A 23,389-nucleotide genomic window follows, 5' to 3' on the forward strand; every position below is an offset into this window, starting at 1 on the left:
TGTAACGCTCTGAAATGGGCGGCCATAGCGGGTGAAAGCCCCGTACACTCATGAGGTTTACAACATGACTATTGGTGTAGTCGGTCGTAAATGCGGTATGACCCGTATTTTCACCGAAGAAGGTGTCTCCATTCCGGTCACGGTCATTGAGATCGAGCCGAATCGCGTCACTCAGTTCAAAACCGAAGAAACCGATGGCTATCGTGCAGTGCAAGTCACTGTCGGCGAGCGTCGCGCTTCGCGTGTTACAGCCGCTCAGGCTGGCCACTTCGCTAAAGCGAATGTTGCCGCCGGTCGTACCGTCATGGAATTCCGTCTTGAAGAAGGCGATTACCAGACTGGCGATCAGATCAACGCTGAAATCTTCGCCGCTGGTCAACTGGTTGATGTAACCGGTCAGTCCAAGGGTAAAGGCTTCCAGGGTACGATCAAGCGTTGGAATTTCCGTGGTCAAGACAATACCCACGGTAACTCCGTCTCCCACCGCGTCCCAGGCTCTATCGGCCAGTGCCAGACTCCTGGTCGTGTATTCAAGGGCAAAAAAATGTCCGGTCATATGGGCGCTGAGCGCGTGACCGTGCAGTCCCTGGAAGTAGTGCGCGTGGACGCTGAACGCAATCTGTTGTTGGTCAAGGGTGCTGTTCCTGGCGCTACTGGCGGCAACCTGGTTGTACGTCCGGCAGCCAAGGCTCGCGGTTAAGGGGAAGCTGACATGCAATTAAATGTAAATGACGCTCAGGCAATCGAAGTTTCCGAACTGACATTTGGCGGCGAATTCAACGAGACGCTGGTTCACCAGGCAGTCGTGGCCTACATGGCTGGCGGTCGTCAGGGTAGCAAGCAGCAAAAGACCCGTTCCGACGTTCGTGGTGGCGGTAAGCGCCCTTGGCGTCAGAAAGGTACTGGCCGTGCTCGTGCCGGTACTATCCGTAGCCCAATCTGGCGTGGCGGCGGTACCACTTTCGCAGCTCGTCCTCAGGATCACACTCAGAAGCTCAACAAGAAGATGTATCGCGCTGCTCTGCGCTCCATCCTTGCTGAACTGGTTCGTACTGATCGTCTGGTCGTGGTTCAGGACTTCGCTGTTGAAGCACCGAAAACCAAAGATTTGCTGAACAAGCTGACTGGCATGGGTCTGACTGACGTCTTGATCGTGTCTGACGCTGTTGACCAGAATCTGTACCTGGCTGCTCGTAACCTGCCGCACGTTGATGTACGTGACGTACAAGGTTCCGATCCAGTTAGTCTGATCGCATACGACAAAGTGTTGATCACTGTGTCGGCCGTGAAGAAATTCGAGGAGCTGCTGGGATGAACCAGGAACGCGTATTTAAAGTTCTGCTTGGCCCGCACGTTTCCGAGAAGGCTACGGTTCTTGCAGACAAAAAAGGTCAGTTCGTTTTCAAGGTTGCTACTGACGCAACCAAGCTGGAAATCAAGAAGGCCGTCGAAAGCCTGTTCAGCGTGAAAGTAGAGCGTGTTACTACCCTGAATGTTCTGGGTAAGAGCAAGCGCACTGCTCGCGGTCTGGGCAAGCGTAATGACTGGAAGAAGGCAGTTATCTCCCTTCAGCCAGGCCAAGATCTCGATTTCAGCAGCAGTGCTGAGTAAGGAAGGGGTGCATCATGGCAATCGTTAAATGCAAACCGACTTCCCCTGGCCGCCGTTTTGTGGTCAAGGTGGTCAACCAGGAGCTGCATAAAGGCGCTCCTCACGCACCGCTGCTCGAGAAAAAATCGAAGTCTGGTGGTCGTAACAACAATGGTCGTATTACTACCCGTCATATCGGTGGTGGCCATAAACAGCATTATCGTCTGGTCGACTTCCGTCGCAACGACAAGGATGGCATCGCTGCCACCGTCGAGCGTATCGAATACGATCCAAACCGTACTGCTCACATTGCTCTGCTGCTTTACGCAGACGGCGAGCGCCGCTACATCATCGCCCCTAAAGGCGTGAGTGCTGGCGACCAGCTGATTGCAGGTGCTCTGGCACCAATCAAGCCGGGCAACGCTCTTCAACTGCGCAACATTCCAGTTGGTAGCACCGTACACGGCATCGAACTGAAGCCAGGTAAAGGCGCACAGATCGCTCGTTCCGCTGGTGCCTCGGCACAGCTGATCGCTCGTGAAGGTGTGTACGTGACCCTGCGTCTTCGCTCCGGTGAAATGCGTAAAGTACTGTCTGAATGCCGTGCAACGCTGGGCGAAGTCTCGAACTCCGAGCATAGCCTTCGTTCGCTGGGTAAAGCTGGTGCCAAACGCTGGCGTGGCGTTCGCCCAACCGTTCGTGGTGTTGCCATGAACCCGGTTGACCACCCACATGGTGGTGGTGAAGGTCGTACCTCTGGTGGTCGTCATCCGGTATCGCCGTGGGGCTTCCCGACTAAGGGCGCGAAGACTCGTGGTAATAAGCGTACCGACAAAATGATCGTCCGTCGTCGCAAGTAAATAGAGGGATACGACAGTGCCACGTTCTCTGAAAAAAGGTCCTTTTATTGATCTTCACCTACTGAAGAAGATCGAAGTGGCGGCGGAAAAGAACGATCGCAAACCAGTTAAGACCTGGTCGCGTCGTTCGATGATCCTGCCACAAATGGTCGGTTTGACCATTGCAGTGCATAACGGTCGCCAGCATGTTCCAGTTCTCGTGAACGAAGACATGGTCGGCCATAAACTAGGCGAGTTTGCCGGTACCCGCACATATCGTGGGCACGTGGCAGACAAGAAAGCCAAGCGTTAAGGGGTAAGGAACGATGGAAGTAGCCGCTAAGTTGTCGGGCGCTCGAATCTCCGCCCAGAAAGCCCGCTTGGTCGCCGACCAGATCCGCGGGAAGAAGGTGGGCGAAGCGCTCAACCTGTTGGCTTTCAGCAGTAAGAAAGCCGCCGAGATCCTGAAGAAAGTGCTGGAGTCGGCTGTAGCCAACGCCGAGCATAACGAAGGCGCAGACGTTGATGACCTCAAGGTCTCCACCGTTTTCGTCAACGAAGGGCGTTCGCTGAAGCGCATCATGCCACGTGCTAAAGGCCGTGCTGATCGCATCGTCAAGCGGTCTTGCCATATCACTGTCAAGGTTGCTGACAAGTAACGGAGTCGAAGAGATGGGTCAGAAAGTACATCCCATTGGCATTCGCCTGGGAATCGTCAAGGAGCACACCTCCGTCTGGTACGCAGACGGTCGGACTTATGCGGACTATTTGTTCGCTGATCTGAAAGTGCGTGAGTACCTCCAAGACAAATTAAAAAGCGCGTCCGTCAGCCGTATCGATATCCATCGTCCGGCTCAGACAGCACGTATCACCATCCACACCGCTCGTCCAGGTATCGTTATCGGGAAGAAGGGTGAAGATGTTGAGAAACTGCGTCAGGACCTGACCAAGCAAATGGGTGTGCCTGTGCACATCAATATCGAAGAGATCCGTAAGCCGGAGCTCGACGGTATGCTGGTTGCGCAGAGCGTAGCTCAGCAGCTGGAGCGTCGCGTAATGTTCCGTCGCGCTATGAAGCGCGCTGTTCAGAACGCCATGCGCATTGGTGCCAAAGGCATCAAAATCCAAGTGAGCGGTCGTCTCGGCGGTGCTGAAATCGCACGTACTGAATGGTATCGCGAAGGTCGTGTGCCACTGCACACCCTGCGTGCCGACATCGACTATGCCAACTACGAAGCTCACACCACTTACGGTGTGATCGGTGTAAAGGTTTGGATCTTCAAAGGCGAAGTAATTGGTGGTCGCCAAGAAGAACTGAAACCACAAGCACCAGCGCCTCGTAAAAAAGCTGCTAAGTAAGGGGTACGCCAAATGTTGCAACCAAAGCGTACGAAGTTCCGCAAGCAGATGACCGGCCACAACCGTGGTCTGGCACTGCGCGGTAGCAAAGTCAGCTTCGGCGAGTTCGCGCTGAAGTCTGTTGCTCGTGGTCGTCTCACCGCTCGTCAGATCGAGTCAGCGCGTCGTGCTCTGACCCGTCACGTAAAACGTGGCGGCAAGATCTGGATCCGTGTGTTCCCGGACAAGCCTGTAACCAAAAAGCCACTCGAAGTTCGGATGGGTAAAGGTAAGGGTAACGTGGAGTACTGGGTTGCCCAGATTCAGCCAGGCAAAGTCCTGTATGAAATCGAGGGTGTTACTGAAGAGCTGGCGCGTGAGGCTTTCGCCCTGGCTGCTGCAAAGCTGCCGCTCGCCACCTCCTTTGTTAAGCGGACGGTGATGTGATGAAAGCGAATGAACTTCGTGAAAAATCAGCACAGCAGCTGAACGAGCAACTGCTCGGCCTGCTGCGCGACCAGTTCAATCTGCGTATGCAGAAAGCAACTGGCCAGTTGGGGCAGTCTCATCTGCTCTCGCAAGTTAAGCGTGACATCGCTCGCGTGAAAACTGTGCTCAACCAGCAGGCAGGTAAGTAATCATGGCTGAAGCCGAAAAAACTGTCCGTACGCTGACTGGCCGTGTTGTCAGCGACAAGATGGACAAGACCATCACCGTTCTGATCGAGCGTCGCGTAAAGCACCCGATCTACGGTAAATACGTTAAGCGTTCGACTAAGCTGCACGCGCACGACGAAACCAATCAATGCCATATCGGCGACAAGGTCACTATTCGTGAAACTCGTCCCGTAGCTAAGACCAAGTCTTGGGCGTTGGTTGATATCCTCGAACGCGCTGTGGAAGTCTAAGGGCTAGGGGTCGGAGAAATTATATGATTCAGACTCAATCCATGCTCGATGTGGCCGATAACAGCGGCGCACGCCGCGTTATGTGCATCAAGGTGCTGGGTGGCTCCCATCGTCGTTACGCTGGTATCGGTGACATCATCAAAGTAACCGTCAAGGAAGCAATTCCTCGCGGCAAGGTGAAGAAAGGCCAGGTGATGACTGCTGTTGTAGTCCGCACTCGCCATGGTGTTCGTCGTGCAGACGGCTCCATCATCCGCTTCGATGGCAACGCTGCTGTTCTTTTGAACAACAAGCAAGAGCCGATCGGTACCCGTATCTTTGGGCCAGTGACCCGTGAACTTCGTACTGAGAAGTTCATGAAGATCGTCTCGCTCGCCCCAGAAGTGCTCTAAGGAGATCCGACATGCAAAAGATTCGTCGTGACGACGAGATCATCGTGATCGCCGGCAAAGACAAAGGTAAGCGCGGTAAGGTGCTCAAGGTTCTCGCTGACGACCGTTTGGTCGTTGGTGGGATCAACCTGGTGAAGCGTCATACCAAGCCAAACCCGATGTCGGGCGTACAGGGCGGTATCGTCGAGAAAGAAGCGCCAATGCACGCTTCTAACGTCGCCATTTTCAACGGCGCAACCAACAAGGCTGACCGCGTTGGTTTCAAAGTTGAAGACGGCAAGAAAATTCGTGTCTTCAAGTCGACCCAAAAAGCGGTTGATGCTTGAACACTGCTAGGTAGAAGACCATGGCACGACTAAAAGAGATTTACCGGAAGGAAATCGCTCCGAAACTTAAGGAAGAACTTAAGCTTTCGAACGTGATGGAAGTTCCGCGCGTTACCAAAATCACCCTGAACATGGGTCTGGGCGAAGCGATCGGCGACAAAAAAGTCATCGAGCACGCTGTTGCTGACCTGGAAAAGATCACCGGTCAAAAAGTCGTTGTGACTTACGCTCGGAAATCCATCGCTGGCTTTAAAGTCCGCGAAGGTTGGCCGATCGGTGTCAAAGTGACTCTGCGCCGCGATCGTATGTACGAATTCCTGGATCGTCTGCTGTCGATCTCCCTGCCTCGGGTTCGCGACTTCCGCGGCCTGAATGCCAAGTCCTTCGATGGTCGTGGTAACTACAGCATGGGCGTAAAAGAGCAGATCATTTTCCCGGAAATCGACTACGACAAGATCGATGCTCTCCGCGGTCTGGACATTACCCTGACCACCACTGCCAAGAACGATGATGAAGGTCGCGCGCTGCTGCGTGCTTTCAAATTCCCGTTCCGCAACTGATTGGAGTAGGAAAATGGCCAAGAAGAGCATGAAAAACCGTGAGCTGAAGCGTCAGCTCACCGTTGCCAAGTACGCCAAGAAGCGTGCAGAGCTGAAAGCAATCATCGTTGATCTGAACGCAAGTCCAGAAGCGCGTTGGGAAGCTACCGTAGCCCTGCAGAAGCAACCACGTGACGCAAGCGCTGCGCGCATGCGTAATCGTTGCCGCATCACTGGTCGTCCACACGGCGTTTACCGCAAGTTCGGCCTCGGCCGTAACAAACTGCGTGAAGCGGCCATGCGTGGCGACGTACCAGGTCTGGTCAAAGCCAGCTGGTAACGCACCTCTCGTTTCGTGCCGGCCGGTTGCGCAAGTCACTGGTCGGTATGAAGCCTGAATTTGAATCAAGCCCCTTTTGGGGCTTGATTCATTTCTGGGGTAGGACTAGAATTGCCGGCTCGCCTGAGCCCGTGTTTTTACTTGCCCGGAAGTTCTCGGCGATCAAGCTGTAGCCGCAAGGCTAATTATTTTGTTTTAGGAGCGTCTAGCCCATGAGTATGCAGGACCCGTTAGCGGACATGCTAACTCGTATCCGTAATGCCCAGATGGCTGAAAAGCCCGTCGTAAGCATGCCATCTTCCACGTTGAAGGTTGCTGTAGCAAAAGTCCTGAAGGACGAAGGCTACATTGCGGGTTATCAGATCAGCAGCGAAGTTAAATCCTCGCTGTCCATCGAGCTTAAGTACTTCGAAGGCCGTCCGGTCATTGAAGAGGTTAAGCGCGTCAGCCGCCCAGGCTTGCGTCAGTACAAGTCCTCCGATGATCTGCCGAAAGTTCGTGGCGGTCTTGGTGTGTCTATCGTCTCCACCAGTAAAGGTGTGATGACGGATCGTGCTGCGCGCGCTGCCGGTGTCGGTGGCGAAGTGCTTTGCACTGTGTTCTAAGGGGGGATAAGCATGTCACGCGTAGCTAAGAACCCCGTTAAGTTGCCATCCGGCGTCGAAGTCAAACTCGTCGGCCAGCAGCTTTCGGTGAAGGGTGCCAAGGGCACTCTAGAACTGAACATCCATTCGTCCGTTGAGATTGTTGAAGAAGCTGGTGAGCTGCGTTTCGCTGCTCGCAATGGCGATCAACAAACCCGCGCAATGGCAGGCACCACTCGTGCACTGGTTAACAACATGGTCCAGGGCGTAAGCCAAGGCTTTGAGCGTAAGCTCCAGCTGGTCGGTGTTGGTTACAAGGCGCAAGCAAAAGGCACGGTCCTGAACCTTGCACTTGGCTTCTCGCACCCGGTGGACTATGAATTGCCGAATGGCATCACCGCTGAGACCCCCAGCCAGACCGATATCCTGATTCGCGGTATCGATAAGCAGTTGGTTGGTCAAGTGGCCGCTGAGATCCGCGACTTCCGCCGTCCTGAGCCTTACAAAGGCAAAGGTGTGCGTTACGCGGACGAAGTCGTCCGCCGTAAAGAAGCCAAGAAGAAGTAGGGCATAGCAAATGACCGTCAAAAAAGTTACCCGACTGCGTCGCGCTCGCAAAGCACGCCTGAAAATGCACGAGCTAGAAGTCGTGCGTCTCTGCGTGCACCGCTCTTCGCAGCACATTTATGCCCAGGTCATCTCGGCCGACGGCAGCAAAGTCCTGGCAAGCGCCTCGACTTTGGACAAAGAACTGCGTGATGGCGCCACTGGCAACATCGACGCGGCCACTAAGGTTGGCAAGCTGGTCGCCGAGCGCGCGAAAGCCGCGGGTGTATCGCAAGTCGCTTTCGACCGTTCTGGCTTCAAGTACCACGGCCGTGTCAAAGCGCTGGCTGATGCTGCTCGTGAAGGCGGGCTGGAGTTCTAAGTTATGTCAAATCACGACCAAAAACGCGACGAAGGCTACATCGAGAAGCTGGTTCAAGTTAACCGCGTGGCCAAAACCGTAAAAGGCGGCCGTATCTTCACTTTCACTGCGTTGACCGTAGTGGGTGATGGTAAAGGGCGCGTTGGCTTCGGCCGTGGCAAGTCACGTGAAGTGCCTGCTGCAATCCAGAAAGCGATGGAAGCTGCTCGTCGCAACATGATTCAGGTTGATCTGAACGGCACTACCCTGCAGTACGCGATGAAGTCTGCTCATGGCGCCTCCAAGGTGTACATGCAGCCTGCTTCCGAAGGTACCGGTATCATCGCTGGCGGCGCAATGCGCGCAGTGTTGGAAGTTGCTGGTGTCCAGAACGTATTGGCCAAGTGCTACGGTTCGACTAACCCAGTAAACGTGGTTCACGCTACGTTCAAGGGTTTGAAGGGCATGCAGTCTCCTGAGTCGATCGCTGCCAAGCGTGGCAAGCGTGTTGAGGAGATCATCTGATCATGGCTACCGTTAAAGTAACGTTGATCAAAAGCATGACCGGCCGCATCCCTAACCACAGACTGTGTGTTAAGGGTTTGGGTCTGCGTCGCATCGGTCACACTGTAGAAGTCCTGGATACTCCCGAAAATCGCGGGATGATCAACAAGGCTTACTACATGCTGCGAGTCGAGGGTTAATCGATGAAACTCAATGATCTGAGTCCAGCGCCGGGTTCCCGTCGCGAAAAGCATCGTCCGGGCCGTGGTATCGGTAGTGGTTTGGGCAAGACCGGTGGCCGTGGCCACAAAGGTCAAAGCTCCCGCTCCGGTGGCACTATTGCTCCGGGCTTTGAGGGCGGCCAACAGCCGCTGCATCGTCGCTTGCCGAAATTCGGTTTCGTTTCCCTGAAGGCCATGGATCGCGCAGAAGTGCGTTTGTCCGAGCTGGCTAAAGTGGAAGGCGACATCGTAACTGTGCAGTCCCTGAAAGATGCCAACGTGATTAACCAGAACGTTCAGCGTGTGAAAATCATGCTGTCGGGCGAAGTTACTCGCGCTGTCACTATCAAGGGTATCGCCGCCACCAAAGGTGCGCGTGCGGCTATCGAAGCAGCTGGCGGCAAGTTCGAGGAATAAATGGCTAAGCAAGGTGCTCTCTCAGCGCTCGGCAAAGGCGGTATGTCTGAACTCTGGGCTCGTCTGCGTTTTCTGTTCCTGGCGATTATCGTCTACCGAATAGGCGCACACATCCCGGTTCCAGGTATCAACCCGGACCGACTCGCAGAACTGTTTCGACAGAATGAGGGGACCATTCTTAGCTTGTTCAACATGTTTTCCGGCGGCGCGCTGGAACGGATGAGCATCTTTGCACTGGGGATCATGCCGTACATTTCGGCATCGATCATCATGCAGCTGATGACCGCCGTCAGCCCGCAGCTGGAGCAGTTGAAGAAGGAAGGTGAAGCTGGCCGTCGCAAGATAAGCCAGTACACCCGCTATGGCACCGTTGTCCTGGCTCTGGTCCAAGCTATCGGCATGTCCGTTGGTCTGGCGAGTCAGGGCGTCGCGTTTTCTGGGGACCTGGGTTTCCACTTTGTGGCCGTAACTACCTTCGTGGCAGGTGCGATGTTCATGATGTGGCTGGGCGAGCAGATCACCGAGCGCGGTGTCGGCAACGGTATCTCGATGTTGATTTTCGCAGGTATCGTCGCCGGTCTTCCGAGAGCAATAGGGCAGTCTTTCGAGTCTGCACGTCAGGGTGATATCAATATCTTCGCTCTGGTTGCAATCGGTTTGCTGGCGGTAGCGATCATCGGTTTTGTGGTGTTCATTGAGCGTGGTCAGCGTCGTATCGCTGTTCACTACGCCAAGCGTCAGCAGGGCCGCAAGGTCTTCGCTGCGCAGACCAGCCACTTGCCGCTGAAAGTGAATATGGCTGGTGTTATACCGGCCATTTTCGCGAGCAGCATTTTGCTGTTCCCGGCTTCGTTGGGGTCCTGGTTCGGTCAGTCTGAAGGTCTGGGCTGGTTGCAGGACATCTCGCAGTCGATCGCTCCTGGTCAGCCGTTGAATATTCTGCTGTTTAGTGCAGGGATTATTTTCTTCTGCTTCTTCTATACGGCGTTGATGTTCAATCCGAAAGACGTAGCGGAAAACCTGAAGAAGTCCGGTGCCTTTATTCCGGGTATTCGTCCAGGCGAGCAGTCGGCGCGCTATATTGATGGCGTTTTGACTCGCTTGACCATGTTCGGTGCTCTATATATGACGGCCGTGTGTCTGCTTCCCCAGTTCCTGGTGGTCGCGGCAAACGTACCGTTCTACCTTGGCGGGACCTCGTTGCTGATCGTGGTCGTGGTTGTGATGGACTTTATGTCGCAAGTGCAATCTCACCTCGTTTCGCACCAGTATGAATCCCTGATGAAGAAAGCCAACCTGAAGGGCTACGGTGGCAGCGGCGGTATGCTGCGCTGAAGCACCCCTAAGGTTCGAGGAGTTGGTGATGAAAGTTCGTGCATCGGTGAAAAAGCTGTGCCGTAACTGCAAGATTATCCGCCGCGAAGGTGTGGTTCGAGTAATTTGCAGCGCGGAACCACGTCATAAGCAGCGCCAAGGCTGATTGTGATTTGTGCTTAAGCCCAGCAGCTAGTGCGCTGCTGGGTTGATTATTTGTTACTACAGCGATATTATCTCGCGCCCTATTTCTTGGCTTCCGGGGCGTAGGTAGCTGTCAATTGGAGTCCCACTGAATGGCCCGTATTGCAGGCGTTAACATTCCAGATAACAAGCATACTGTTATCTCGTTGACCTACATCTATGGTGTTGGTCGCACCACCGCACAGAAAATTTGTGCAACCACCGGCGTAAATCCGGCGGTGAAAATCAAAGATCTGAGCGACGAGCAGATTGAACAGCTGCGTGGCGAAGTGGCGAAGTTCACCACTGAAGGTGACCTGCGTCGCGAAATCAACATGAAAATCAAGCGCTTGATGGACCTGGGCTGCTACCGCGGTCTGCGTCATCGTCGTGGTCTTCCAGTGCGCGGTCAGCGTACCAAGACCAACGCGCGTACTCGCAAAGGTCCGCGTAAGCCGATCCGCAAGTAATCGCACCAGCGCAACGACAGGAATTTAGTCATGGCAAAACCTGCTGCTCGTCCTCGTAAAAAAGTTAAAAAGACAGTGGTTGATGGCATCGCCCACATCCACGCGTCGTTTAACAACACAATCGTCACCATTACCGATCGTCAAGGTAACGCTCTTTCGTGGGCTACCTCCGGCGGTTCGGGTTTCCGTGGTTCGCGCAAGTCCACCCCGTTCGCTGCTCAAGTAGCTGCTGAACGTGCTGGTCAAGCTGCGCTGGAGTACGGTCTGAAGAACCTCGACGTCAATGTCAAGGGTCCAGGCCCAGGTCGTGAATCCGCTGTCCGTGCATTGAACGGCTGTGGCTATAAGATCGCCAGCATCACCGACGTGACGCCAATCCCGCATAACGGGTGCCGTCCGCCGAAGAAGCGCCGCGTGTAATCCAGGAGACTGTAAGAAATGGCTCGTTACATTGGTCCAAAATGCAAACTTGCTCGTCGTGAAGGCACCGATCTCTTTCTGAAGAGCGGCGTTCGCGCTATCGAATCCAAGTGCAACATCGAAGCAGCTCCAGGTATCCACGGCCAACGTCGTGGTCGCCAGTCCGATTACGGTACTCAGCTGCGTGAAAAGCAAAAAGTCCGTCGTATCTACGGCGTTCTCGAGCGTCAGTTCAGCGGCTACTACAAAGAAGCCGCCGGCAAGAAAGGTGCAACAGGCGAGAACCTGCTGCAACTGCTCGAATGCCGTCTGGACAACGTTGTATACCGCATGGGCTTCGGCTCGACGCGTGCAGAATCCCGTCAATTGGTTTCGCACAAGTCGGTCAGCGTAAACGGCAAAACCGTTAACGTTCCTTCTTATCAGGTTCGTGCTGGCGACGTTGTTGCTATCCGCGAAAAAGCTAAGAATCAGCTGCGTATTGTCCAGGCTCTCGATCTGTGTGCCCAACGTGGCCGCGTAGAATGGGTAGAAGTAGACACTGAGAAGAAATCGGGCGTTTTCAAGAACGTTCCAGCTCGCAGTGATCTATCCGCCGACATCAACGAAAGCCTGATTGTCGAGCTCTACTCCAAGTAAGGGCTAGAAAATAGGTGCATCCATGCAGATTTCGGTAAATGAGTTCCTGACACCCCGCCACATTGATGTGCAGGTTGTCAGTCCAACCCGCGCCAAAATCACTCTCGAGCCTCTCGAGCGTGGTTTCGGCCATACCCTGGGCAACGCGCTTCGCCGCATTTTGTTGTCCTCCATGCCCGGCTGTGCAGTAGTCGAGGCCGAGATTGACGGTGTACTCCATGAGTACAGCGCCATCGAAGGTGTACAGGAAGACGTCATTGAAATCCTGTTGAACCTTAAAGGTCTGGCTATCAAGCTGCACGGTCGAGACGAAGTTACGCTGACCTTGTCGAAGAAGGGTTCGGGGGTGGTTACCGCTGCCGATATTCAGCTGGATCATGATGTCGAGATCGTTAACCCCGATCACGTAATCGCTAACCTGGCGTCTAACGGCGTCTTGAACATGAAGCTCACCGTAGCTCGTGGTCGTGGTTATGAGCCGGCAGACTCGCGTCAAAGCGATGAAGACGAAAGCCGCAGCATTGGTCGCTTGCAGCTTGACTCTTCGTTCAGCCCGGTTCGCCGTATCGCATACGTGGTGGAAAACGCCCGTGTCGAACAGCGTACTAACCTGGACAAGCTGGTTATTGATCTGGAAACCAACGGTACTCTGGACCCTGAAGAGGCTATCCGTCGCGCTGCAACCATCCTGCAACAGCAGTTGGCTGCGTTCGTGGACCTCAAAGGCGACAGCGAACCAGTGGTAATCGAACAGGAAGACGAGATCGATCCGATCCTGCTTCGTCCGGTTGACGATTTGGAACTGACCGTGCGTTCGGCCAACTGCCTTAAGGCGGAGAACATCTACTACATCGGCGATCTGATTCAGCGCACCGAAGTAGAGCTGTTGAAGACTCCGAACCTGGGCAAGAAATCCTTGACCGAGATCAAGGACGTTCTGGCTTCTCGTGGTCTCTCCCTCGGCATGCGCCTCGACAACTGGCCGCCGGCAAGTCTTAAGAAGGACGACAAGGCTACGGCCTGATCGTCGTAATCACCGAACGCGAGTTTGGTAAGGAATGAACCATGCGTCATCGTAAAAGTGGACGTCACCTGAGCCGTACCAGCTCTCACCGCAAAGCCATGTTCCAAAACATGGCGGTGTCGCTGTTCGAGCACGAGCTGATCAAAACTACCCTGCCGAAAGCCAAGGAACTGCGCCGCGTTGCCGAGCCGCTGATCACCCTGGCCAAGGAAGACAGCGTTGCCAACCGTCGTCTGGCTTTCGACCGTACTCGTTCGAAAGAAATCGTCGGCAAGCTGTTCAACGATCTGGGCAAGCGCTATGCAACCCGTCAGGGCGGCTACCTGCGCATCCTCAAGTGCGGTTTCCGCGCTGGCGACAACGCGCCAATGGCGTACGTCGAGTTGGTTGATCGTCCTGTCGGTGGCTCTGTAGAAGCCGCTGAATAAGACATCAGTTTGAACAGAAAACCGGGCCTAGTGCCCGGTTTTTTGTTTTCCGGAATTAAGAATTGCTATCGATAGTCATGATTTAATGAATTCGACGTTGCAATAGCTTTCAACAATACTTCCTCTCAAGCCGATCAACCGGCCATACACAGCAGAGGAAGATGTAGATGAGCCAGAAGACCCTTACGACCGCCAGCGGTGCTCCAGTCGCAGACAATCAGAACTCCCGTTCGGCAGGCCCGCGTGGTCCTCTACTACTCGATGATTTCCATCTGATCGAAAAGCTGGCCCACTTCAACCGTGAAAACATCCCGGAGCGTCGCGTGCACGCCAAAGGATCGGGTGCTCATGGTACGTTCACCGTGACCCGCGATATCAGCCAATACACCAGCGCCAAGCTGTTCGATACGGTCGGTAAGCAGACGCCGATTTTCCTGCGCTTCTCCACCGTAGGCGGTGAGCGTGGTTCGGCTGACACCGAGCGTGACCCACGCGGCTTTGCGATCAAGTTTTACACCGAAGAAGGTAACTGGGACATCGTGGGCAACAACACCCCCGTGTTCTTTATCCGTGACCCTCTGAAATTCCCTGACTTCATTCATACCCAGAAGCGCCTGCCGCAGACCAATCTGAAAAGCCCTCAGATGATGTGGGATTTCTGGTCGCACTCGCCTGAAGCGCTGCACCAGGTCACCATTCTGTTCTCCGATCGTGGCATTCCGGACGGCTACCGCCACATGCACGGCTTCGGTAGCCACACCTACAGCCTCATCAGCGCTGCAGGCGAGCGTCATTGGGTGAAGTGGCATTACAAGACCCGCCAGGGTATCAAGAACCTCGCGCCTGCAGAGGCTGCGCGGATTGCCGGTACTGATCCCGATTACGCTCAGCGCGATCTGTTCACTGCCATCGAGAAGGGCGACTTCCCCAAGTGGCAGGTGTGCATTCAGCTGATGAGCGAGGCTCAGGCTGCGAATCATCATGAAAACCCGTTCGACGTGACCAAGACCTGGTCGCAGAAAGAATATCCGCTGATCGAGGTGGGCGAGCTGGAGTTGAACCGTAACCCTCTCAACTACTTTGCCGAAGTTGAGCAGGCTGCATTTGGCCCGAGCAACATGGTGCCAGGCGTTGGTCTTTCGCCAGACCGTATGCTGCAAGGGCGTGTATTTGCCTATGCTGATGCGCATCGCTACCGCGTGGGTACCAATCACCAGCAGTTGCCTATCAATGCGCCCAAGAGTCCGGTGCACAGCTATCAGCGTGACGGGTCGATGGCCTTCGGCACCAATGGCGGTGCGGCGCCAAACTATGAGCCCAACAGCTATTCGGATGCGCCGAAAGAGGATTCGCGCTACGCAGAGCCTGCGTTGTCTCTGAGCGGTGCCGCAGATCGTCATGATCATCGGGTAGACGGTGATTACTACAGTCAGGCAGGCAAGTTGTTCAACCTGATGAGCGCCGATCAGAAATCGCTGTTGATCAGCAACATTGCCGGAGCAATGGCAGGCGTTTCCAGTGATGTCGTGCAACGTCAGTTGCAGCATTTCTACAAAGCTGACCCTGCTTATGGCGAGGGCATCGCCAGCGCATTGGGCTTAAAACTGGGCTGAGTCGAAGTGAGAAACAGAACCGCCCTCATTTGGGCGGTTTTTCGCTTCTTAACGGCGTAGTTTCGCCACTTTTCGTCGGTTTATTGCGTTTTTCTAAGTGACCTTGCGCGGCGCTTGGTTCAAACTACCGGCTTTGAAGCAGGAGTCTGGTGCGATGCAAGGCCACCCGGAAGTAATCGATTATCTCAACACGTTGCTCACGGGCGAACTGGCAGCTCGTGACCAGTATTTCGTTCACTCACGCATGTACGAAGACTGGGGCTTTTCGAAGCTCTACGAGCGTATCAATCATGAGATGGAAGAAGAGGCGCAACACGCTGATGCGTTGATGCGTCGTATCCTCATGCTCGAAGGCACGCCGCGCATGCGCCCGGACGACCTCGACGTCGGCACCACAGTGCCTGAGATGCTCGCCAGCGATCTGCGCCTCGAATACAAGGTACGTGCTGCCCTGTGCAAGGGTATCGAGCTCTGTGAGCTGCACAGCGACTACGTGACCCGCGAAATCCTGCGTGTACAGTTGGCTGATACGGAAGAAGACCATACCTACTGGCTTGAACAGCAGATGGGTCTGATCAAGTCCATCGGCCTGCAGAACTACCTGCAATCGCAGTTCTGATTCAGCCGCTCATAAAAAAGCTCCTGCACTTGCGTGACAGGAGCTTTTTTGTATCCGGGTTCGACTGACGGCGAACCCGTTTTCTTCACCCGAGTCAGGCTTTGTCTCTGATCAACAGAGGCTTCAGGTAATGACCGGTGTAGGACTGTTCCATCTCGGCGACCTGCTCAGGCGTGCCGGTCGCAATGATCTGCCCACCTCTCGAACCGCCTTCCGGACCCAGATCCACCAGCCAGTCGGCCGTCTTGATCACATCCAGGTTGTGCTCGATCACCACCACGGTATTGCCGTGGTCGCGGAGGCGATGCAGTACATCCAGCAACTGTTGAATATCCGCAAAGTGCAGGCCTGTGGTCGGTTCGTCGAGGATGTACAGCGTCTTGCCGGTGTCGCGCTTTGACAGTTCTCGCGACAGCTTGACCCGCTGCGCCTCTCCGCCTGACAAGGTCGTCGCCGATTGCCCCAGCTTGATATAGGAAAGCCCAACATCCATCAGGGTTTGCAGCTTGCGCGCCAGTGCCGGAACGGCGTCGAAGAATTCACGCGCTTCCTCGATGGTCATCTCCAGCACTTCGTGGACGTTCTTGCCCTTGTACTTGACCTCAAGCGTTTCGCGGTTGTAACGCTTGCTCTTGCACACATCGCAGGGCACGTAGATGTCCGGCAAAAAGTGCATCTCGACCTTGATCAGCCCGTCACCCTGGCACGCCTCGCAGCGGCCGCCCTTGACGTTGAACGAGAACCGCCCCGGACCGTAGCCCCGCGAGCGTGATTCCGGAACCCCGGCGAACAGTTCGCGAATCGGCGTGAACAGCCCGGTGTAGGTCGCTGGATTGGAGCGCGGCGTACGACCGATAGGGCTCTGGTCGATGTCCACCACCTTGTCCAGGTGCTGCAGGCCGTTGATGCTGTCGTGGGTAGCCGCTTCCAGCGTCGTGGCACCGTTCAGTGCCGTGGCGCTCAGCGGGAACAGCGTGTTGTTGATCAGCGTCGACTTGCCTGATCCGGACACACCCGTCACACAGGTCAGCAGACCGATGGGGATTTCGAGATTGACGTTTTGCAGGTTATTGCCACGCGCACCCTTGAGAGTCAGCGAGAGCTTTTTGTTACGCGGGGTGCGCTTGGCAGGAACGGCAATCTTCACGCGGCCCGACAGGTATTTGCCGGTCAGCGAGTCGGGATGCGACATCACCTCGTCCGGCGTACCTTCGGCAACGATATGACCACCATGCACGCCGGCCCCGGGGCCAATGTCGACCACGTAGTCAGCCAGACGAATCGCGTCTTCATCGTGCTCGACCACAATCACCGTATTGCCGATGTCGCGCAGGTGCTTGAGCGTACCCAGCAAGCGATCGTTGTCGCGTTGGTGCAGACCGATTGACGGCTCATCGAGGATGTACATCACCCCGACCAGGCCCGCACCAATCTGGCTGGCCAGACGAATACGCTGTGCTTCACCGCCGGACAGGGTGTCCGCGCTACGATCCAGGGTCAGGTAGTCCAGACCCACGTTGACCAGAAACTGCAGACGCTCACGAATTTCCTTGAGAATCTTGTCGGCGATCTCGCCGCGTCGTCCGGTCAGCTTGAGCGTTTCGAAGTAATGCGTCGCGTCGCCAATCGGCAGATTGGTGACTGCAGGCAGAGTCTTTTCACCCACCCACACATGACGCGCTTCACGACGCAGACGAGTGCCTCGGCAGTCAGGGCAGGGCTGCGTACCCAGGAACTTGGCCAACTCTTCGCGGACCGTGGCCGACTCGGTTTCCCGATAGCGACGCTCCAGATTCGGCACGATGCCTTCGAACGGGTGCGCACGCTTGACGATATCGCCGCGGTCATTCAGGTAGCGGAAGTCGACGCTCTGCGAGCCACTGCCATTGAGCAGAATCTTCTGCATGTCGGCCGGGATCTGCTTGAACGGCATTTCCAGGCTGAAGCCATAGTGCTTGGAGAGCGAACCGAGCATCTGGAAGTAATAGACGTTACGCCTGTCCCAGCCTCGTATCGCGCCTTCGGCAAGCGTCAGTTCGGCATTCACCAGCCGCTTGATATCGAAGAACTGCTTCACGCCCAGGCCGTCACAGGTCGGGCAGGCGCCAGCCGGGTTGTTGAAGGAGAACAGCTTCGGTTCCAGCTCGCTGATCGCATGGCCACAGATAGGGCAGGCGAAGCGGGCGGAGAAAATCACTTCCTCGCCTGGCTCGTCGTCCATTGGCGCAACCAGAGCGATACCGTCGGCCAGCTTCAGGGCGGTCTCAAAGGACTCGGCCAGACGCTGCTGCAGGTCGGCGCGGACCTTGAAACGGTCCACGACCACATCGATCGAGTGCTTCTTCTGCTTGTCCAGCTTCGGCAGCTCATCCAGCTCGCACAGCTTGCCGTTGACCCGCGCCCGGACAAAGCCCTGCGCGCGCAGCTCTTCAAAAACCGAAAGATGCTCACCCTTGCGCTCGCGGATAACCGGCGCAAGCAGCATCAGTTTGCTGCCTTCCGGCTGGGTCAGCACCAGATCGACCATCTGGCTGACAGTCTGGGCTTCCAGCGGGATATCGTGGTCCGGGCAGCGAGGCTGGCCGACACGCGCATACAAAAGACGCAGGTAGTCGTAAATTTCGGTGATCGTACCCACGGTCGAGCGCGGGTTATGTGAAGTCGACTTCTGCTCGATGGAAATCGCCGGCGACAGACCTTCGATGGTGTCGACGTCCGGTTTTTCCATCATCGACAGAAACTGGCGGGCATAGGCCGACAGCGATTCGACATAGCGGCGTTGCCCTTCGGCGTACAGCGTATCGAAAGCCAGCGAAGACTTGCCTGAGCCGGAGAGCCCGGTAATAACGATCAGTTTGTCGCGGGGAAGTGTCAGGTCAATATTTTTCAGGTTGTGGGTTCGTGCCCCACGTATCAGGATCTTGTCCACTGCGGCCTCGCTTGGCGGGCATAAACGACGGAGTATAAGGCTCCGAGCCATTACGCGGCAAAGCGTCGCGTATGTGCTGTACAACGATGGGACTGGTAGAATCGCCGCCGGTTCACACGAGGTTATTCCATGCACGATACCCACAGCGAGCGTATGAGTAGCGGCGAGACCCGCGCAGCAGGCGGTCTGGCCCTGGTGTTCGCGTTCCGCATGCTTGGCATGTTCATGGTTTTGCCGGTTCTGGCAACCTACGGCATGGACCTGGCAGGCGCGAGCCCTGCACTGATCGGTCTGGCGATTGGCGCCTACGGTCTGACCCAGGCTGTATTGCAGATACCGTTCGGGATCATTTCCGACCGTATCGGCCGGCGACCGGTCATTTATTTCGGCCTGATCATTTTTGCGATCGGCAGCGTGGTGGCAGCGAATGCGGATTCGATCTGGGGAATCATTGCCGGACGTATCCTGCAGGGGGCTGGCGCTATTTCCGCGGCGGTCATGGCGCTGCTCTCCGACCTGACCCGCGAACAGCACCGCACCAAGGCCATGGCCATGATCGGCATGACCATCGGTCTGTCGTTCGCCATCGCCATGGTCGTCGGTCCGGTGATCACTGGCATGTTCGGTCTTTCCGGGCTGTTTCTGGCCACCGGCGGCATGGCCTTGATAGGCGTCCTAATCGTCGCCTACGTAGTGCCCAAGGCCAGCGGGGCATTAATGCACCGCGAATCCGGCGTCGCCAAGCAGGCGCTGGGGGCGACGTTGCGTCATCCGGACCTGCTGCGCCTGGATTTGGGTATCTTCGTGTTGCATGCGATGCTCATGTCCAGCTTCGTGGCTTTGCCGCTGGCGCTGGTCGAAAAAGCCGGTTTGCCCAAGGAACAACACTGGTGGGTCTACCTGACCGCCTTGCTGGTTTCCTTCTTCGCGATGATCCCGTTCATCATCTATGGCGAGAAGAAACGTCAAATGAAGCGCGTTCTGCTGGGCGCCGTCACAGTTTTGATGCTGGCTGAGCTATTCTTCTGGGCATACGGGGACACGTTGCGGGCACTGGTCATCGGGACAGTGGTATTCTTCACCGCGTTCAACCTGCTGGAAGCCTCCTTGCCGTCGCTGATCAGCAAGGTTTCACCGGCCGGCGGAAAAGGCACGGCAATGGGAGTTTATTCCACCAGCCAGTTTCTTGGATCGGCCGCAGGTGGGATACTGGGCGGCTGGTTGTTCCAGCACGGTGGGCTCGATGTGGTGTTTCTGGGTGGTGCAGCCATGGCCGCCGTCTGGCTCGCCTTCGCAGTGACCATGCGAGAACCGCCTTACGTGACCAGCCTACGTCTGCCGTTGTCGCCGCAGGCGCAGCGTGAAGCAGGCCTGGCAGAGCGTTTGATGTCCGTAACAGGCGTGACAGATGCAGTGGTGGTTGCGGAAGAGGCAGCCATCTACATAAAACTCGACACAAAATTATTGGATCGTGCCTCTCTCGAAAAGCTGGTCAATCCAGCGTCAGAAGCGTGCGAAGCCTAGGAGAACGTTATGGCCCGTGGGGTTAACAAAGTCATATTGGTCGGTACATGCGGCCAGGATCCCGAAGTTCGCTACTTGCCTAACGGTAACGCCGTGACCAACCTGAGTCTGGCAACCAGCGAACAGTGGACTGACAAGCAGTCCGGTCAGAAAGTCGAAAAGACTGAATGGCACCGTGTATCGATGTTCGGCAAGGTCGCAGAAATCGCCGGCGAATACCTGCGCAAGGGTTCGCAGGTCTACATCGAAGGCAAGCTGCAGACCCGCGAGTGGGAAAAAGACGGCATCAAGCGCTACACCACTGAAATAGTCGTCGACATGCAGGGCACCATGCAACTGCTGGGCGGCCGTCCACAGGGCGACGCTCAACAAGGTCAGGGCGGTGGTGGCAACTACAACCAGTCCGCACCTCGTCCACAGCAGTCGCGTCCACAGCAGTCGGCGCCGCAGCAGTCTGCACCTCAGCAGAACTACAATCAGCAGCCGCCACAACAGCGCGACTCGCGCCCAGCGCCGCAACAACAAGCGCCGCAGCCAGCTGCTGATTTCGACAGCTTTGATGATGATATTCCGTTCTAGGATATAGCTGGAACCTGCTGTTCAGGTCCAGAACCGGAGCCCCCGTTTATCGGGGGCTTCGTCGTTTTCAGGTGTCAGAAAGCGCTGGACCACGCTGGCTGTACTGCTGCCGTGAAAGCCGCTGTGCACCTAAAACCGCGCATCCTTCTGCGTTTGCGCGTTTTCGAAACAATGCGCGATCACCCAGCTCGCCGGCTTTACCTCACCTCGCGGCCCGAAAACTAATGCACGTTGCGCCAGCGGCCCACGGGTAGACGTAGCCCCGGCGATGTGCGGGCTGTCCCATACACCCCAGGTGATAACCGTCGACACCGAGCGCGTAGCAAGGATCAGCTCCAGATAGCGCTTATAGGTTTGCGCGACTGTTCCATCGCGTTCTGTAATGGACCCCGTCAAGTGGCTGTCGTCGACGTCCAGCTCAGTGATGTGGATCGACAACCCCATATCCCGCACGGCCAGAATAAAGCGGGAAAGGCCCGGACCAAATGTGTCGCCTGCACGCAGATGTGACTGAATGCCAAGGCCGTGTATCGGAATGCCCCGCTGTTTGAGCCCACGCAGCAGGGCGAGCAAGGCAGTGCGTCGGCTTTCGCCGTAACGGGTATCCTTTTCCAGGCCGTAATCGTTATAGCAGAGCAGGGCATCCGGGTCGGCCTTGTGCGCAGCCTCGAAGGCTATGTCCAGATAGCGAGGCCCGAGCATCTGATACCAGAATGAATTGCGCAGCCCGTCAGGCTGACCATCCTCCAACTGAATGGCTTCGTTGACGACGTCCCATGCGCTGATAAGGCCGCGATAATGGCTGGCGACGGTATTGATGTGCGCCGTCAGCACCGCTTCGGCGTTCGTCGTGGTGACGGTGTGGTGAACCCAGTCGGGTAAAGAGCGATGCCAGCAGAAAGTGTGCCCGCGCATACGCTGGTCATGCGCTTTGGCAAACGCCGCGATTGCGTCGGCAGGCGCGAAGTTATAACGCTCTGGTTCGGGGTGGAGGGTCTGCCACTTCAAGGCATTTTCCGGGACCAGGATGCTGGCCTGACGGGCGACCAGTTGCCGATAGGCCGCATTGTCATTCAGCTTTGCCGGCTCAACCGCAAAGCCGAACCTGATGCCTTTCTCGGCTGCACGCTGGCGCAACGCGGTAAAGGTTTCTGCCGCCAGCAGCCTGCTGCTGACGAAGGGCAGGCACGCCAGCAGGCGGACAAACGCAGTCAGAAAACTGCGTCGACTAGCCCGGCGCATTACGCACCAAAAATCCCCATCAACTCCTCACGGCCTACCATCACCGTCATCGAGCCTTGCTTCTGCTCGCCTTCAATCGTGCACAACAACCCGGCCTCCCGGCAGATCACTGCGCCCGCTGCGATGTCCCACAGGCTGGTGAATTTCTCCATGTAGCCGTCTGTCTGCCCCAAAGCGGCGAACGCCAGGCCGATGGTGGCGCAGCGATAACCAGCAAGGCCCCAGCCCTGTCGGCGCAGGCTCAGGTGCAGTTTGCCCATCTCTTCAGCGTCCCAGCGGGTATTTTCACCGACGCCAGCGATGCGCAGGTGCTCGGGTGGTTGTGGGCGGACGAAGGGGACGCCGTTGCGCAGTAAGCCATCGCCCGTGCGGGCTGCCAGGGTGTAGCCCAGTGCCGGGTAGGCGACGACGCCGATTTCGGGCTCGCCTGCCGACATGTACGCCACCGCGATTCCCCAGAGTGGGGTGCCGCGCAGGTAGTTGCCGGTGCCGTCAATGGGGTCGATGACCCAGCCATCGGTGATGAATTCGCCGCCCATCTCTTCGCCGAGGATTGTATCGTCGGGGAAGTGTTTGCTCAGTTCTGCACGCAGCAGTTGTTCCACTTCAAAGTCGGCGCGGGAGACGAGGTCTTGCGCGCTTTTGGTGGTGATGTCGAGGGTGTGGCGGTCGTTAAAATACGCCATGGCCAGGCCAGTGGCCTTCTCTACGGCTTGCATGGCGACGCTGAGTCGGTTGTTCATTGCAGACAGCCTCCGTTCGGCAGGTTCAACAGGTCCGGGTAATCACTGAGAATCGACTGTGCGCCATGTTCCAGCAGGTAGCGCGCACGTTTCGGGCTGTTGATGGTAGCCACGGCGAATTCGACGCCGCTGCTTTTCAGGCGGACAAGGTGATGGTCATCGAGCATATCGTCAAGTACGTGAAGTATTCGGCAGTCATATTCGGCCAACAGCGCAACCGGGTCGGCAGGCGCAACTACGCAGGCGATAGCCAGCGGTACGTCGTTCCACAAGCGGCGGGCGGCAGTGAGCGAGCGCACCGAAAAGCTGGAGACGAACAACCGATCATTGTCGGCGGGCCACAGATTTTTGAGGATCGGCATCACCACTTCAGCCGTCTCGATATCGTCGCCAATGGTCGGCTTGAGTTCGACCTGCAAACCCAGGTTCAGGCGCAGCGCACAGGCCACGATCTCTTCAAAAGTCGGGACCTGCAGGCCGGCGAATTCAGGCGCGAACCAACTGCCCGCGTCCAGCATGCGGATAGCTTTCAGCTCATGCAGCACGACGGCGCCGCGACCGTTGGTAGTGCGGTCCAGCAAGTCGTCATGAATCACGATCGGCTGGCCATCACGGGTCAGCTTCACGTCGATTTCGACCCACTCGGCGCCGCATGCGGCAGCTTTTTCCAGGGCCAGCAGAGTGTTTTCCGGCACGTAAGCTTTGGCACCGCGATGGGCAATCAGGGACGAGCGGACGAGGGGAGCAGGTTTGAGCAT

The 23,389-nt window shown here is 56.4% G+C and carries 35 protein-coding genes; 31 read left to right on the forward strand and 4 right to left on the reverse strand.

Annotated elements, in window-relative coordinates; translation table 11 throughout:
* Positions 1-64: 64 nt before the first annotated feature.
* The 29 genes from rplC (at position 65) to bfr (ending at position 15,614) form a co-directional block, all read left to right on the forward strand.
* The gene (gene rplC / locus BLR20_RS19115) at positions 65-700 is read left to right on the forward strand and encodes a 50S ribosomal protein L3 (RefSeq protein WP_005887084.1); all 636 of its coding nucleotides are present in this window, start codon (positions 65-67) and stop codon (positions 698-700) included.
* Between the two features lie 12 nt (positions 701-712).
* Positions 713-1,315: a 50S ribosomal protein L4 gene (rplD, locus tag BLR20_RS19120; protein ID WP_002555489.1), complete on the forward strand. Its 603-nt coding sequence runs from the start codon at positions 713-715 to the stop codon at positions 1,313-1,315.
* On the forward strand, positions 1,312-1,611 hold the full coding sequence (gene rplW, locus BLR20_RS19125) for a 50S ribosomal protein L23 (RefSeq protein WP_002555488.1): 300 nt from the start codon (positions 1,312-1,314) through the stop codon (positions 1,609-1,611). Before rplD ends, rplW begins: the two co-directional genes overlap by 4 nt.
* Positions 1,612-1,625: 14 nt before the next feature.
* Positions 1,626-2,450 (forward strand): 50S ribosomal protein L2, encoded by an 825-nt coding sequence (gene rplB / locus BLR20_RS19130; protein ID WP_003317104.1) that lies wholly within the window; start codon positions 1,626-1,628, stop codon positions 2,448-2,450.
* A gap of 16 nt (positions 2,451-2,466) precedes the next feature.
* Positions 2,467-2,742 (forward strand): 30S ribosomal protein S19, encoded by a 276-nt coding sequence (gene rpsS, locus BLR20_RS19135; protein WP_002555486.1) that lies wholly within the window; start codon positions 2,467-2,469, stop codon positions 2,740-2,742.
* Positions 2,743-2,755: 13 nt separating this feature from the next.
* The gene (gene rplV, locus BLR20_RS19140) at positions 2,756-3,088 is read left to right on the forward strand and encodes a 50S ribosomal protein L22 (protein WP_002555485.1); all 333 of its coding nucleotides are present in this window, start codon (positions 2,756-2,758) and stop codon (positions 3,086-3,088) included.
* 13 nt (positions 3,089-3,101) lie between these two features.
* Positions 3,102-3,788 carry a 30S ribosomal protein S3 gene (rpsC, locus tag BLR20_RS19145; RefSeq protein ID WP_003176422.1) on the forward strand — a complete coding sequence of 229 codons (687 nt, stop codon included), beginning with the start codon at positions 3,102-3,104 and terminating at the stop codon, positions 3,786-3,788.
* A 12-nt stretch (positions 3,789-3,800) separates the two neighbouring features.
* Positions 3,801-4,214, forward strand: coding sequence for a 50S ribosomal protein L16 (gene rplP, locus BLR20_RS19150; RefSeq protein ID WP_002555482.1), 414 nt, complete (start codon positions 3,801-3,803; stop codon positions 4,212-4,214).
* Positions 4,214-4,405, forward strand: a complete 192-nt coding sequence (gene rpmC / locus BLR20_RS19155; protein WP_002555481.1) for a 50S ribosomal protein L29 — start codon at positions 4,214-4,216, stop codon at positions 4,403-4,405. Before rplP ends, rpmC begins: the two co-directional genes overlap by 1 nt.
* A gap of 2 nt (positions 4,406-4,407) precedes the next feature.
* The gene (gene rpsQ / locus BLR20_RS19160) at positions 4,408-4,674 is read left to right on the forward strand and encodes a 30S ribosomal protein S17 (protein ID WP_002555480.1); all 267 of its coding nucleotides are present in this window, start codon (positions 4,408-4,410) and stop codon (positions 4,672-4,674) included.
* 23 nt (positions 4,675-4,697) lie between these two features.
* Positions 4,698-5,066, forward strand: a complete 369-nt coding sequence (rplN, locus tag BLR20_RS19165; protein WP_002555479.1) for a 50S ribosomal protein L14 — start codon at positions 4,698-4,700, stop codon at positions 5,064-5,066.
* 11 nt (positions 5,067-5,077) lie between these two features.
* A complete protein-coding gene (gene rplX / locus BLR20_RS19170; protein WP_003317102.1) occupies positions 5,078-5,392 on the forward strand; it encodes a 50S ribosomal protein L24 in 315 nt (104 codons plus the stop codon).
* Between the two features lie 20 nt (positions 5,393-5,412).
* A complete protein-coding gene (gene rplE / locus BLR20_RS19175) occupies positions 5,413-5,952 on the forward strand; it encodes a 50S ribosomal protein L5 (RefSeq protein ID WP_002555477.1) in 540 nt (179 codons plus the stop codon).
* Between the two features lie 13 nt (positions 5,953-5,965).
* Positions 5,966-6,271 (forward strand): 30S ribosomal protein S14, encoded by a 306-nt coding sequence (gene rpsN, locus BLR20_RS19180; protein WP_002555476.1) that lies wholly within the window; start codon positions 5,966-5,968, stop codon positions 6,269-6,271.
* A 212-nt stretch (positions 6,272-6,483) separates the two neighbouring features.
* A complete protein-coding gene (rpsH, locus tag BLR20_RS19185) occupies positions 6,484-6,876 on the forward strand; it encodes a 30S ribosomal protein S8 (RefSeq protein ID WP_002555475.1) in 393 nt (130 codons plus the stop codon).
* Positions 6,877-6,888: 12 nt separating this feature from the next.
* Positions 6,889-7,422 carry a 50S ribosomal protein L6 gene (gene rplF / locus BLR20_RS19190; RefSeq protein WP_003369019.1) on the forward strand — a complete coding sequence of 178 codons (534 nt, stop codon included), beginning with the start codon at positions 6,889-6,891 and terminating at the stop codon, positions 7,420-7,422.
* A gap of 10 nt (positions 7,423-7,432) precedes the next feature.
* A complete protein-coding gene (rplR, locus tag BLR20_RS19195) occupies positions 7,433-7,783 on the forward strand; it encodes a 50S ribosomal protein L18 (RefSeq protein WP_002555473.1) in 351 nt (116 codons plus the stop codon).
* A 3-nt stretch (positions 7,784-7,786) separates the two neighbouring features.
* Complete coding sequence (gene rpsE, locus BLR20_RS19200; protein ID WP_003317099.1) at positions 7,787-8,287, forward strand: 30S ribosomal protein S5; 501 nt, start codon at positions 7,787-7,789, stop codon at positions 8,285-8,287.
* A gap of 2 nt (positions 8,288-8,289) precedes the next feature.
* On the forward strand, positions 8,290-8,466 hold the full coding sequence (gene rpmD / locus BLR20_RS19205) for a 50S ribosomal protein L30 (RefSeq protein WP_010438202.1): 177 nt from the start codon (positions 8,290-8,292) through the stop codon (positions 8,464-8,466).
* A gap of 3 nt (positions 8,467-8,469) precedes the next feature.
* Complete coding sequence (gene rplO, locus BLR20_RS19210) at positions 8,470-8,904, forward strand: 50S ribosomal protein L15 (protein WP_002555470.1); 435 nt, start codon at positions 8,470-8,472, stop codon at positions 8,902-8,904.
* Positions 8,905-10,239 (forward strand): preprotein translocase subunit SecY, encoded by a 1,335-nt coding sequence (gene secY, locus BLR20_RS19215; RefSeq protein WP_002555469.1) that lies wholly within the window; start codon positions 8,905-8,907, stop codon positions 10,237-10,239. It abuts the gene before it with no gap.
* A 28-nt stretch (positions 10,240-10,267) separates the two neighbouring features.
* Complete coding sequence (gene rpmJ, locus BLR20_RS19220) at positions 10,268-10,384, forward strand: 50S ribosomal protein L36 (protein WP_002555468.1); 117 nt, start codon at positions 10,268-10,270, stop codon at positions 10,382-10,384.
* 130 nt (positions 10,385-10,514) lie between these two features.
* Positions 10,515-10,871, forward strand: a complete 357-nt coding sequence (gene rpsM / locus BLR20_RS19225; protein WP_002555467.1) for a 30S ribosomal protein S13 — start codon at positions 10,515-10,517, stop codon at positions 10,869-10,871.
* Positions 10,872-10,901: 30 nt separating this feature from the next.
* A complete protein-coding gene (gene rpsK, locus BLR20_RS19230; RefSeq protein ID WP_002555466.1) occupies positions 10,902-11,291 on the forward strand; it encodes a 30S ribosomal protein S11 in 390 nt (129 codons plus the stop codon).
* A gap of 18 nt (positions 11,292-11,309) precedes the next feature.
* On the forward strand, positions 11,310-11,930 hold the full coding sequence (gene rpsD / locus BLR20_RS19235; RefSeq protein ID WP_002555465.1) for a 30S ribosomal protein S4: 621 nt from the start codon (positions 11,310-11,312) through the stop codon (positions 11,928-11,930).
* Positions 11,931-11,952: 22 nt separating this feature from the next.
* Positions 11,953-12,954: a DNA-directed RNA polymerase subunit alpha gene (locus tag BLR20_RS19240; protein ID WP_002555464.1), complete on the forward strand. Its 1,002-nt coding sequence runs from the start codon at positions 11,953-11,955 to the stop codon at positions 12,952-12,954.
* Positions 12,955-12,995: 41 nt separating this feature from the next.
* Positions 12,996-13,382, forward strand: coding sequence for a 50S ribosomal protein L17 (rplQ, locus tag BLR20_RS19245; RefSeq protein ID WP_002555463.1), 387 nt, complete (start codon positions 12,996-12,998; stop codon positions 13,380-13,382).
* A 167-nt stretch (positions 13,383-13,549) separates the two neighbouring features.
* Complete coding sequence (locus tag BLR20_RS19250; protein WP_074594962.1) at positions 13,550-14,995, forward strand: catalase; 1,446 nt, start codon at positions 13,550-13,552, stop codon at positions 14,993-14,995.
* Positions 14,996-15,149: 154 nt separating this feature from the next.
* Complete coding sequence (gene bfr / locus BLR20_RS19255) at positions 15,150-15,614, forward strand: bacterioferritin (protein ID WP_003317095.1); 465 nt, start codon at positions 15,150-15,152, stop codon at positions 15,612-15,614.
* 94 nt (positions 15,615-15,708) lie between these two features.
* Here the strand turns inward: bfr and uvrA are convergent, their stop codons facing one another.
* Positions 15,709-18,543, reverse strand: coding sequence for an excinuclease ABC subunit UvrA (gene uvrA, locus BLR20_RS19260; protein WP_010438214.1), 2,835 nt, complete (start codon positions 18,541-18,543; stop codon positions 15,709-15,711).
* A 129-nt stretch (positions 18,544-18,672) separates the two neighbouring features.
* Between uvrA and BLR20_RS19265 the strand changes: the two genes are divergently transcribed.
* Complete coding sequence (locus tag BLR20_RS19265) at positions 18,673-20,067, forward strand: MFS transporter (RefSeq protein ID WP_003419605.1); 1,395 nt, start codon at positions 18,673-18,675, stop codon at positions 20,065-20,067.
* A 9-nt stretch (positions 20,068-20,076) separates the two neighbouring features.
* Positions 20,077-20,646: a single-stranded DNA-binding protein gene (locus BLR20_RS19270; RefSeq protein ID WP_003426596.1), complete on the forward strand. Its 570-nt coding sequence runs from the start codon at positions 20,077-20,079 to the stop codon at positions 20,644-20,646.
* 129 nt (positions 20,647-20,775) lie between these two features.
* On the opposite strand, the gene BLR20_RS19275 is transcribed toward BLR20_RS19270, so the two are convergent.
* Genes BLR20_RS19275 through BLR20_RS19285 form a run of 3 tightly spaced genes read right to left on the reverse strand, consistent with a single transcriptional unit; the run spans position 20,776 to position 23,389 of the window.
* A complete protein-coding gene (locus tag BLR20_RS19275; protein ID WP_032615697.1) occupies positions 20,776-21,888 on the reverse strand; it encodes an endo-1,4-beta-xylanase in 1,113 nt (370 codons plus the stop codon).
* Positions 21,888-22,631: an inositol monophosphatase family protein gene (locus tag BLR20_RS19280; protein WP_003317091.1), complete on the reverse strand. Its 744-nt coding sequence runs from the start codon at positions 22,629-22,631 to the stop codon at positions 21,888-21,890. Before BLR20_RS19280 ends, BLR20_RS19275 begins: the two co-directional genes overlap by 1 nt.
* Positions 22,628-23,389 carry a glycerophosphoryl diester phosphodiesterase gene (locus BLR20_RS19285; RefSeq protein ID WP_010438227.1) on the reverse strand — a complete coding sequence of 254 codons (762 nt, stop codon included), beginning with the start codon at positions 23,387-23,389 and terminating at the stop codon, positions 22,628-22,630. Before BLR20_RS19285 ends, BLR20_RS19280 begins: the two co-directional genes overlap by 4 nt.

Origin of the sequence: Pseudomonas congelans (genome assembly GCF_900103225.1) — a bacterium.
In the GTDB taxonomy this organism is placed as follows: Bacteria; Pseudomonadota; Gammaproteobacteria; order Pseudomonadales; family Pseudomonadaceae; genus Aquipseudomonas; species Aquipseudomonas congelans.

Bases quoted from the DNA above. Each gene is read 5' to 3' on its own strand.
- rplE (WP_002555477.1), top strand. From the start codon at position 5,413: ATGGCACGACTAAAAGAGATTTACCGGAAGGAAATCGCTCCGAAACTT.
- rplC (WP_005887084.1), top strand. From the start codon at position 65: ATGACTATTGGTGTAGTCGGTCGTAAATGCGGTATGACCCGTATTTTC.
- rpsM (WP_002555467.1), top strand. From the start codon at position 10,515: ATGGCCCGTATTGCAGGCGTTAACATTCCAGATAACAAGCATACTGTT.
- rplB (WP_003317104.1), top strand. From the start codon at position 1,626: ATGGCAATCGTTAAATGCAAACCGACTTCCCCTGGCCGCCGTTTTGTG.
- secY (WP_002555469.1), top strand. From the start codon at position 8,905: ATGGCTAAGCAAGGTGCTCTCTCAGCGCTCGGCAAAGGCGGTATGTCT.
- rplO (WP_002555470.1), top strand. From the start codon at position 8,470: ATGAAACTCAATGATCTGAGTCCAGCGCCGGGTTCCCGTCGCGAAAAG.
- rplW (WP_002555488.1), top strand. From the start codon at position 1,312: ATGAACCAGGAACGCGTATTTAAAGTTCTGCTTGGCCCGCACGTTTCC.
- rpsN (WP_002555476.1), top strand. From the start codon at position 5,966: ATGGCCAAGAAGAGCATGAAAAACCGTGAGCTGAAGCGTCAGCTCACC.
- rplQ (WP_002555463.1), top strand. From the start codon at position 12,996: ATGCGTCATCGTAAAAGTGGACGTCACCTGAGCCGTACCAGCTCTCAC.
- rplN (WP_002555479.1), top strand. From the start codon at position 4,698: ATGATTCAGACTCAATCCATGCTCGATGTGGCCGATAACAGCGGCGCA.
- rpsE (WP_003317099.1), top strand. From the start codon at position 7,787: ATGTCAAATCACGACCAAAAACGCGACGAAGGCTACATCGAGAAGCTG.
- rpmD (WP_010438202.1), top strand. From the start codon at position 8,290: ATGGCTACCGTTAAAGTAACGTTGATCAAAAGCATGACCGGCCGCATC.
- BLR20_RS19275 (WP_032615697.1), bottom strand. From the start codon at position 21,888: ATGCGCCGGGCTAGTCGACGCAGTTTTCTGACTGCGTTTGTCCGCCTG.
- BLR20_RS19265 (WP_003419605.1), top strand. From the start codon at position 18,673: ATGCACGATACCCACAGCGAGCGTATGAGTAGCGGCGAGACCCGCGCA.
- BLR20_RS19270 (WP_003426596.1), top strand. From the start codon at position 20,077: ATGGCCCGTGGGGTTAACAAAGTCATATTGGTCGGTACATGCGGCCAG.
- rpsH (WP_002555475.1), top strand. From the start codon at position 6,484: ATGAGTATGCAGGACCCGTTAGCGGACATGCTAACTCGTATCCGTAAT.
- BLR20_RS19240 (WP_002555464.1), top strand. From the start codon at position 11,953: ATGCAGATTTCGGTAAATGAGTTCCTGACACCCCGCCACATTGATGTG.
- rplD (WP_002555489.1), top strand. From the start codon at position 713: ATGCAATTAAATGTAAATGACGCTCAGGCAATCGAAGTTTCCGAACTG.
- rplF (WP_003369019.1), top strand. From the start codon at position 6,889: ATGTCACGCGTAGCTAAGAACCCCGTTAAGTTGCCATCCGGCGTCGAA.
- rpsK (WP_002555466.1), top strand. From the start codon at position 10,902: ATGGCAAAACCTGCTGCTCGTCCTCGTAAAAAAGTTAAAAAGACAGTG.
- rplV (WP_002555485.1), top strand. From the start codon at position 2,756: ATGGAAGTAGCCGCTAAGTTGTCGGGCGCTCGAATCTCCGCCCAGAAA.
- rpsC (WP_003176422.1), top strand. From the start codon at position 3,102: ATGGGTCAGAAAGTACATCCCATTGGCATTCGCCTGGGAATCGTCAAG.
- rpsQ (WP_002555480.1), top strand. From the start codon at position 4,408: ATGGCTGAAGCCGAAAAAACTGTCCGTACGCTGACTGGCCGTGTTGTC.
- rplP (WP_002555482.1), top strand. From the start codon at position 3,801: ATGTTGCAACCAAAGCGTACGAAGTTCCGCAAGCAGATGACCGGCCAC.
- rplX (WP_003317102.1), top strand. From the start codon at position 5,078: ATGCAAAAGATTCGTCGTGACGACGAGATCATCGTGATCGCCGGCAAA.
- rpsD (WP_002555465.1), top strand. From the start codon at position 11,310: ATGGCTCGTTACATTGGTCCAAAATGCAAACTTGCTCGTCGTGAAGGC.
- BLR20_RS19285 (WP_010438227.1), bottom strand. From the start codon at position 23,389: ATGCTCAAACCTGCTCCCCTCGTCCGCTCGTCCCTGATTGCCCATCGC.
- rpmC (WP_002555481.1), top strand. From the start codon at position 4,214: ATGAAAGCGAATGAACTTCGTGAAAAATCAGCACAGCAGCTGAACGAG.
- rplR (WP_002555473.1), top strand. From the start codon at position 7,433: ATGACCGTCAAAAAAGTTACCCGACTGCGTCGCGCTCGCAAAGCACGC.
- BLR20_RS19280 (WP_003317091.1), bottom strand. From the start codon at position 22,631: ATGAACAACCGACTCAGCGTCGCCATGCAAGCCGTAGAGAAGGCCACT.
- bfr (WP_003317095.1), top strand. From the start codon at position 15,150: ATGCAAGGCCACCCGGAAGTAATCGATTATCTCAACACGTTGCTCACG.
- rpmJ (WP_002555468.1), top strand. From the start codon at position 10,268: ATGAAAGTTCGTGCATCGGTGAAAAAGCTGTGCCGTAACTGCAAGATT.
- BLR20_RS19250 (WP_074594962.1), top strand. From the start codon at position 13,550: ATGAGCCAGAAGACCCTTACGACCGCCAGCGGTGCTCCAGTCGCAGAC.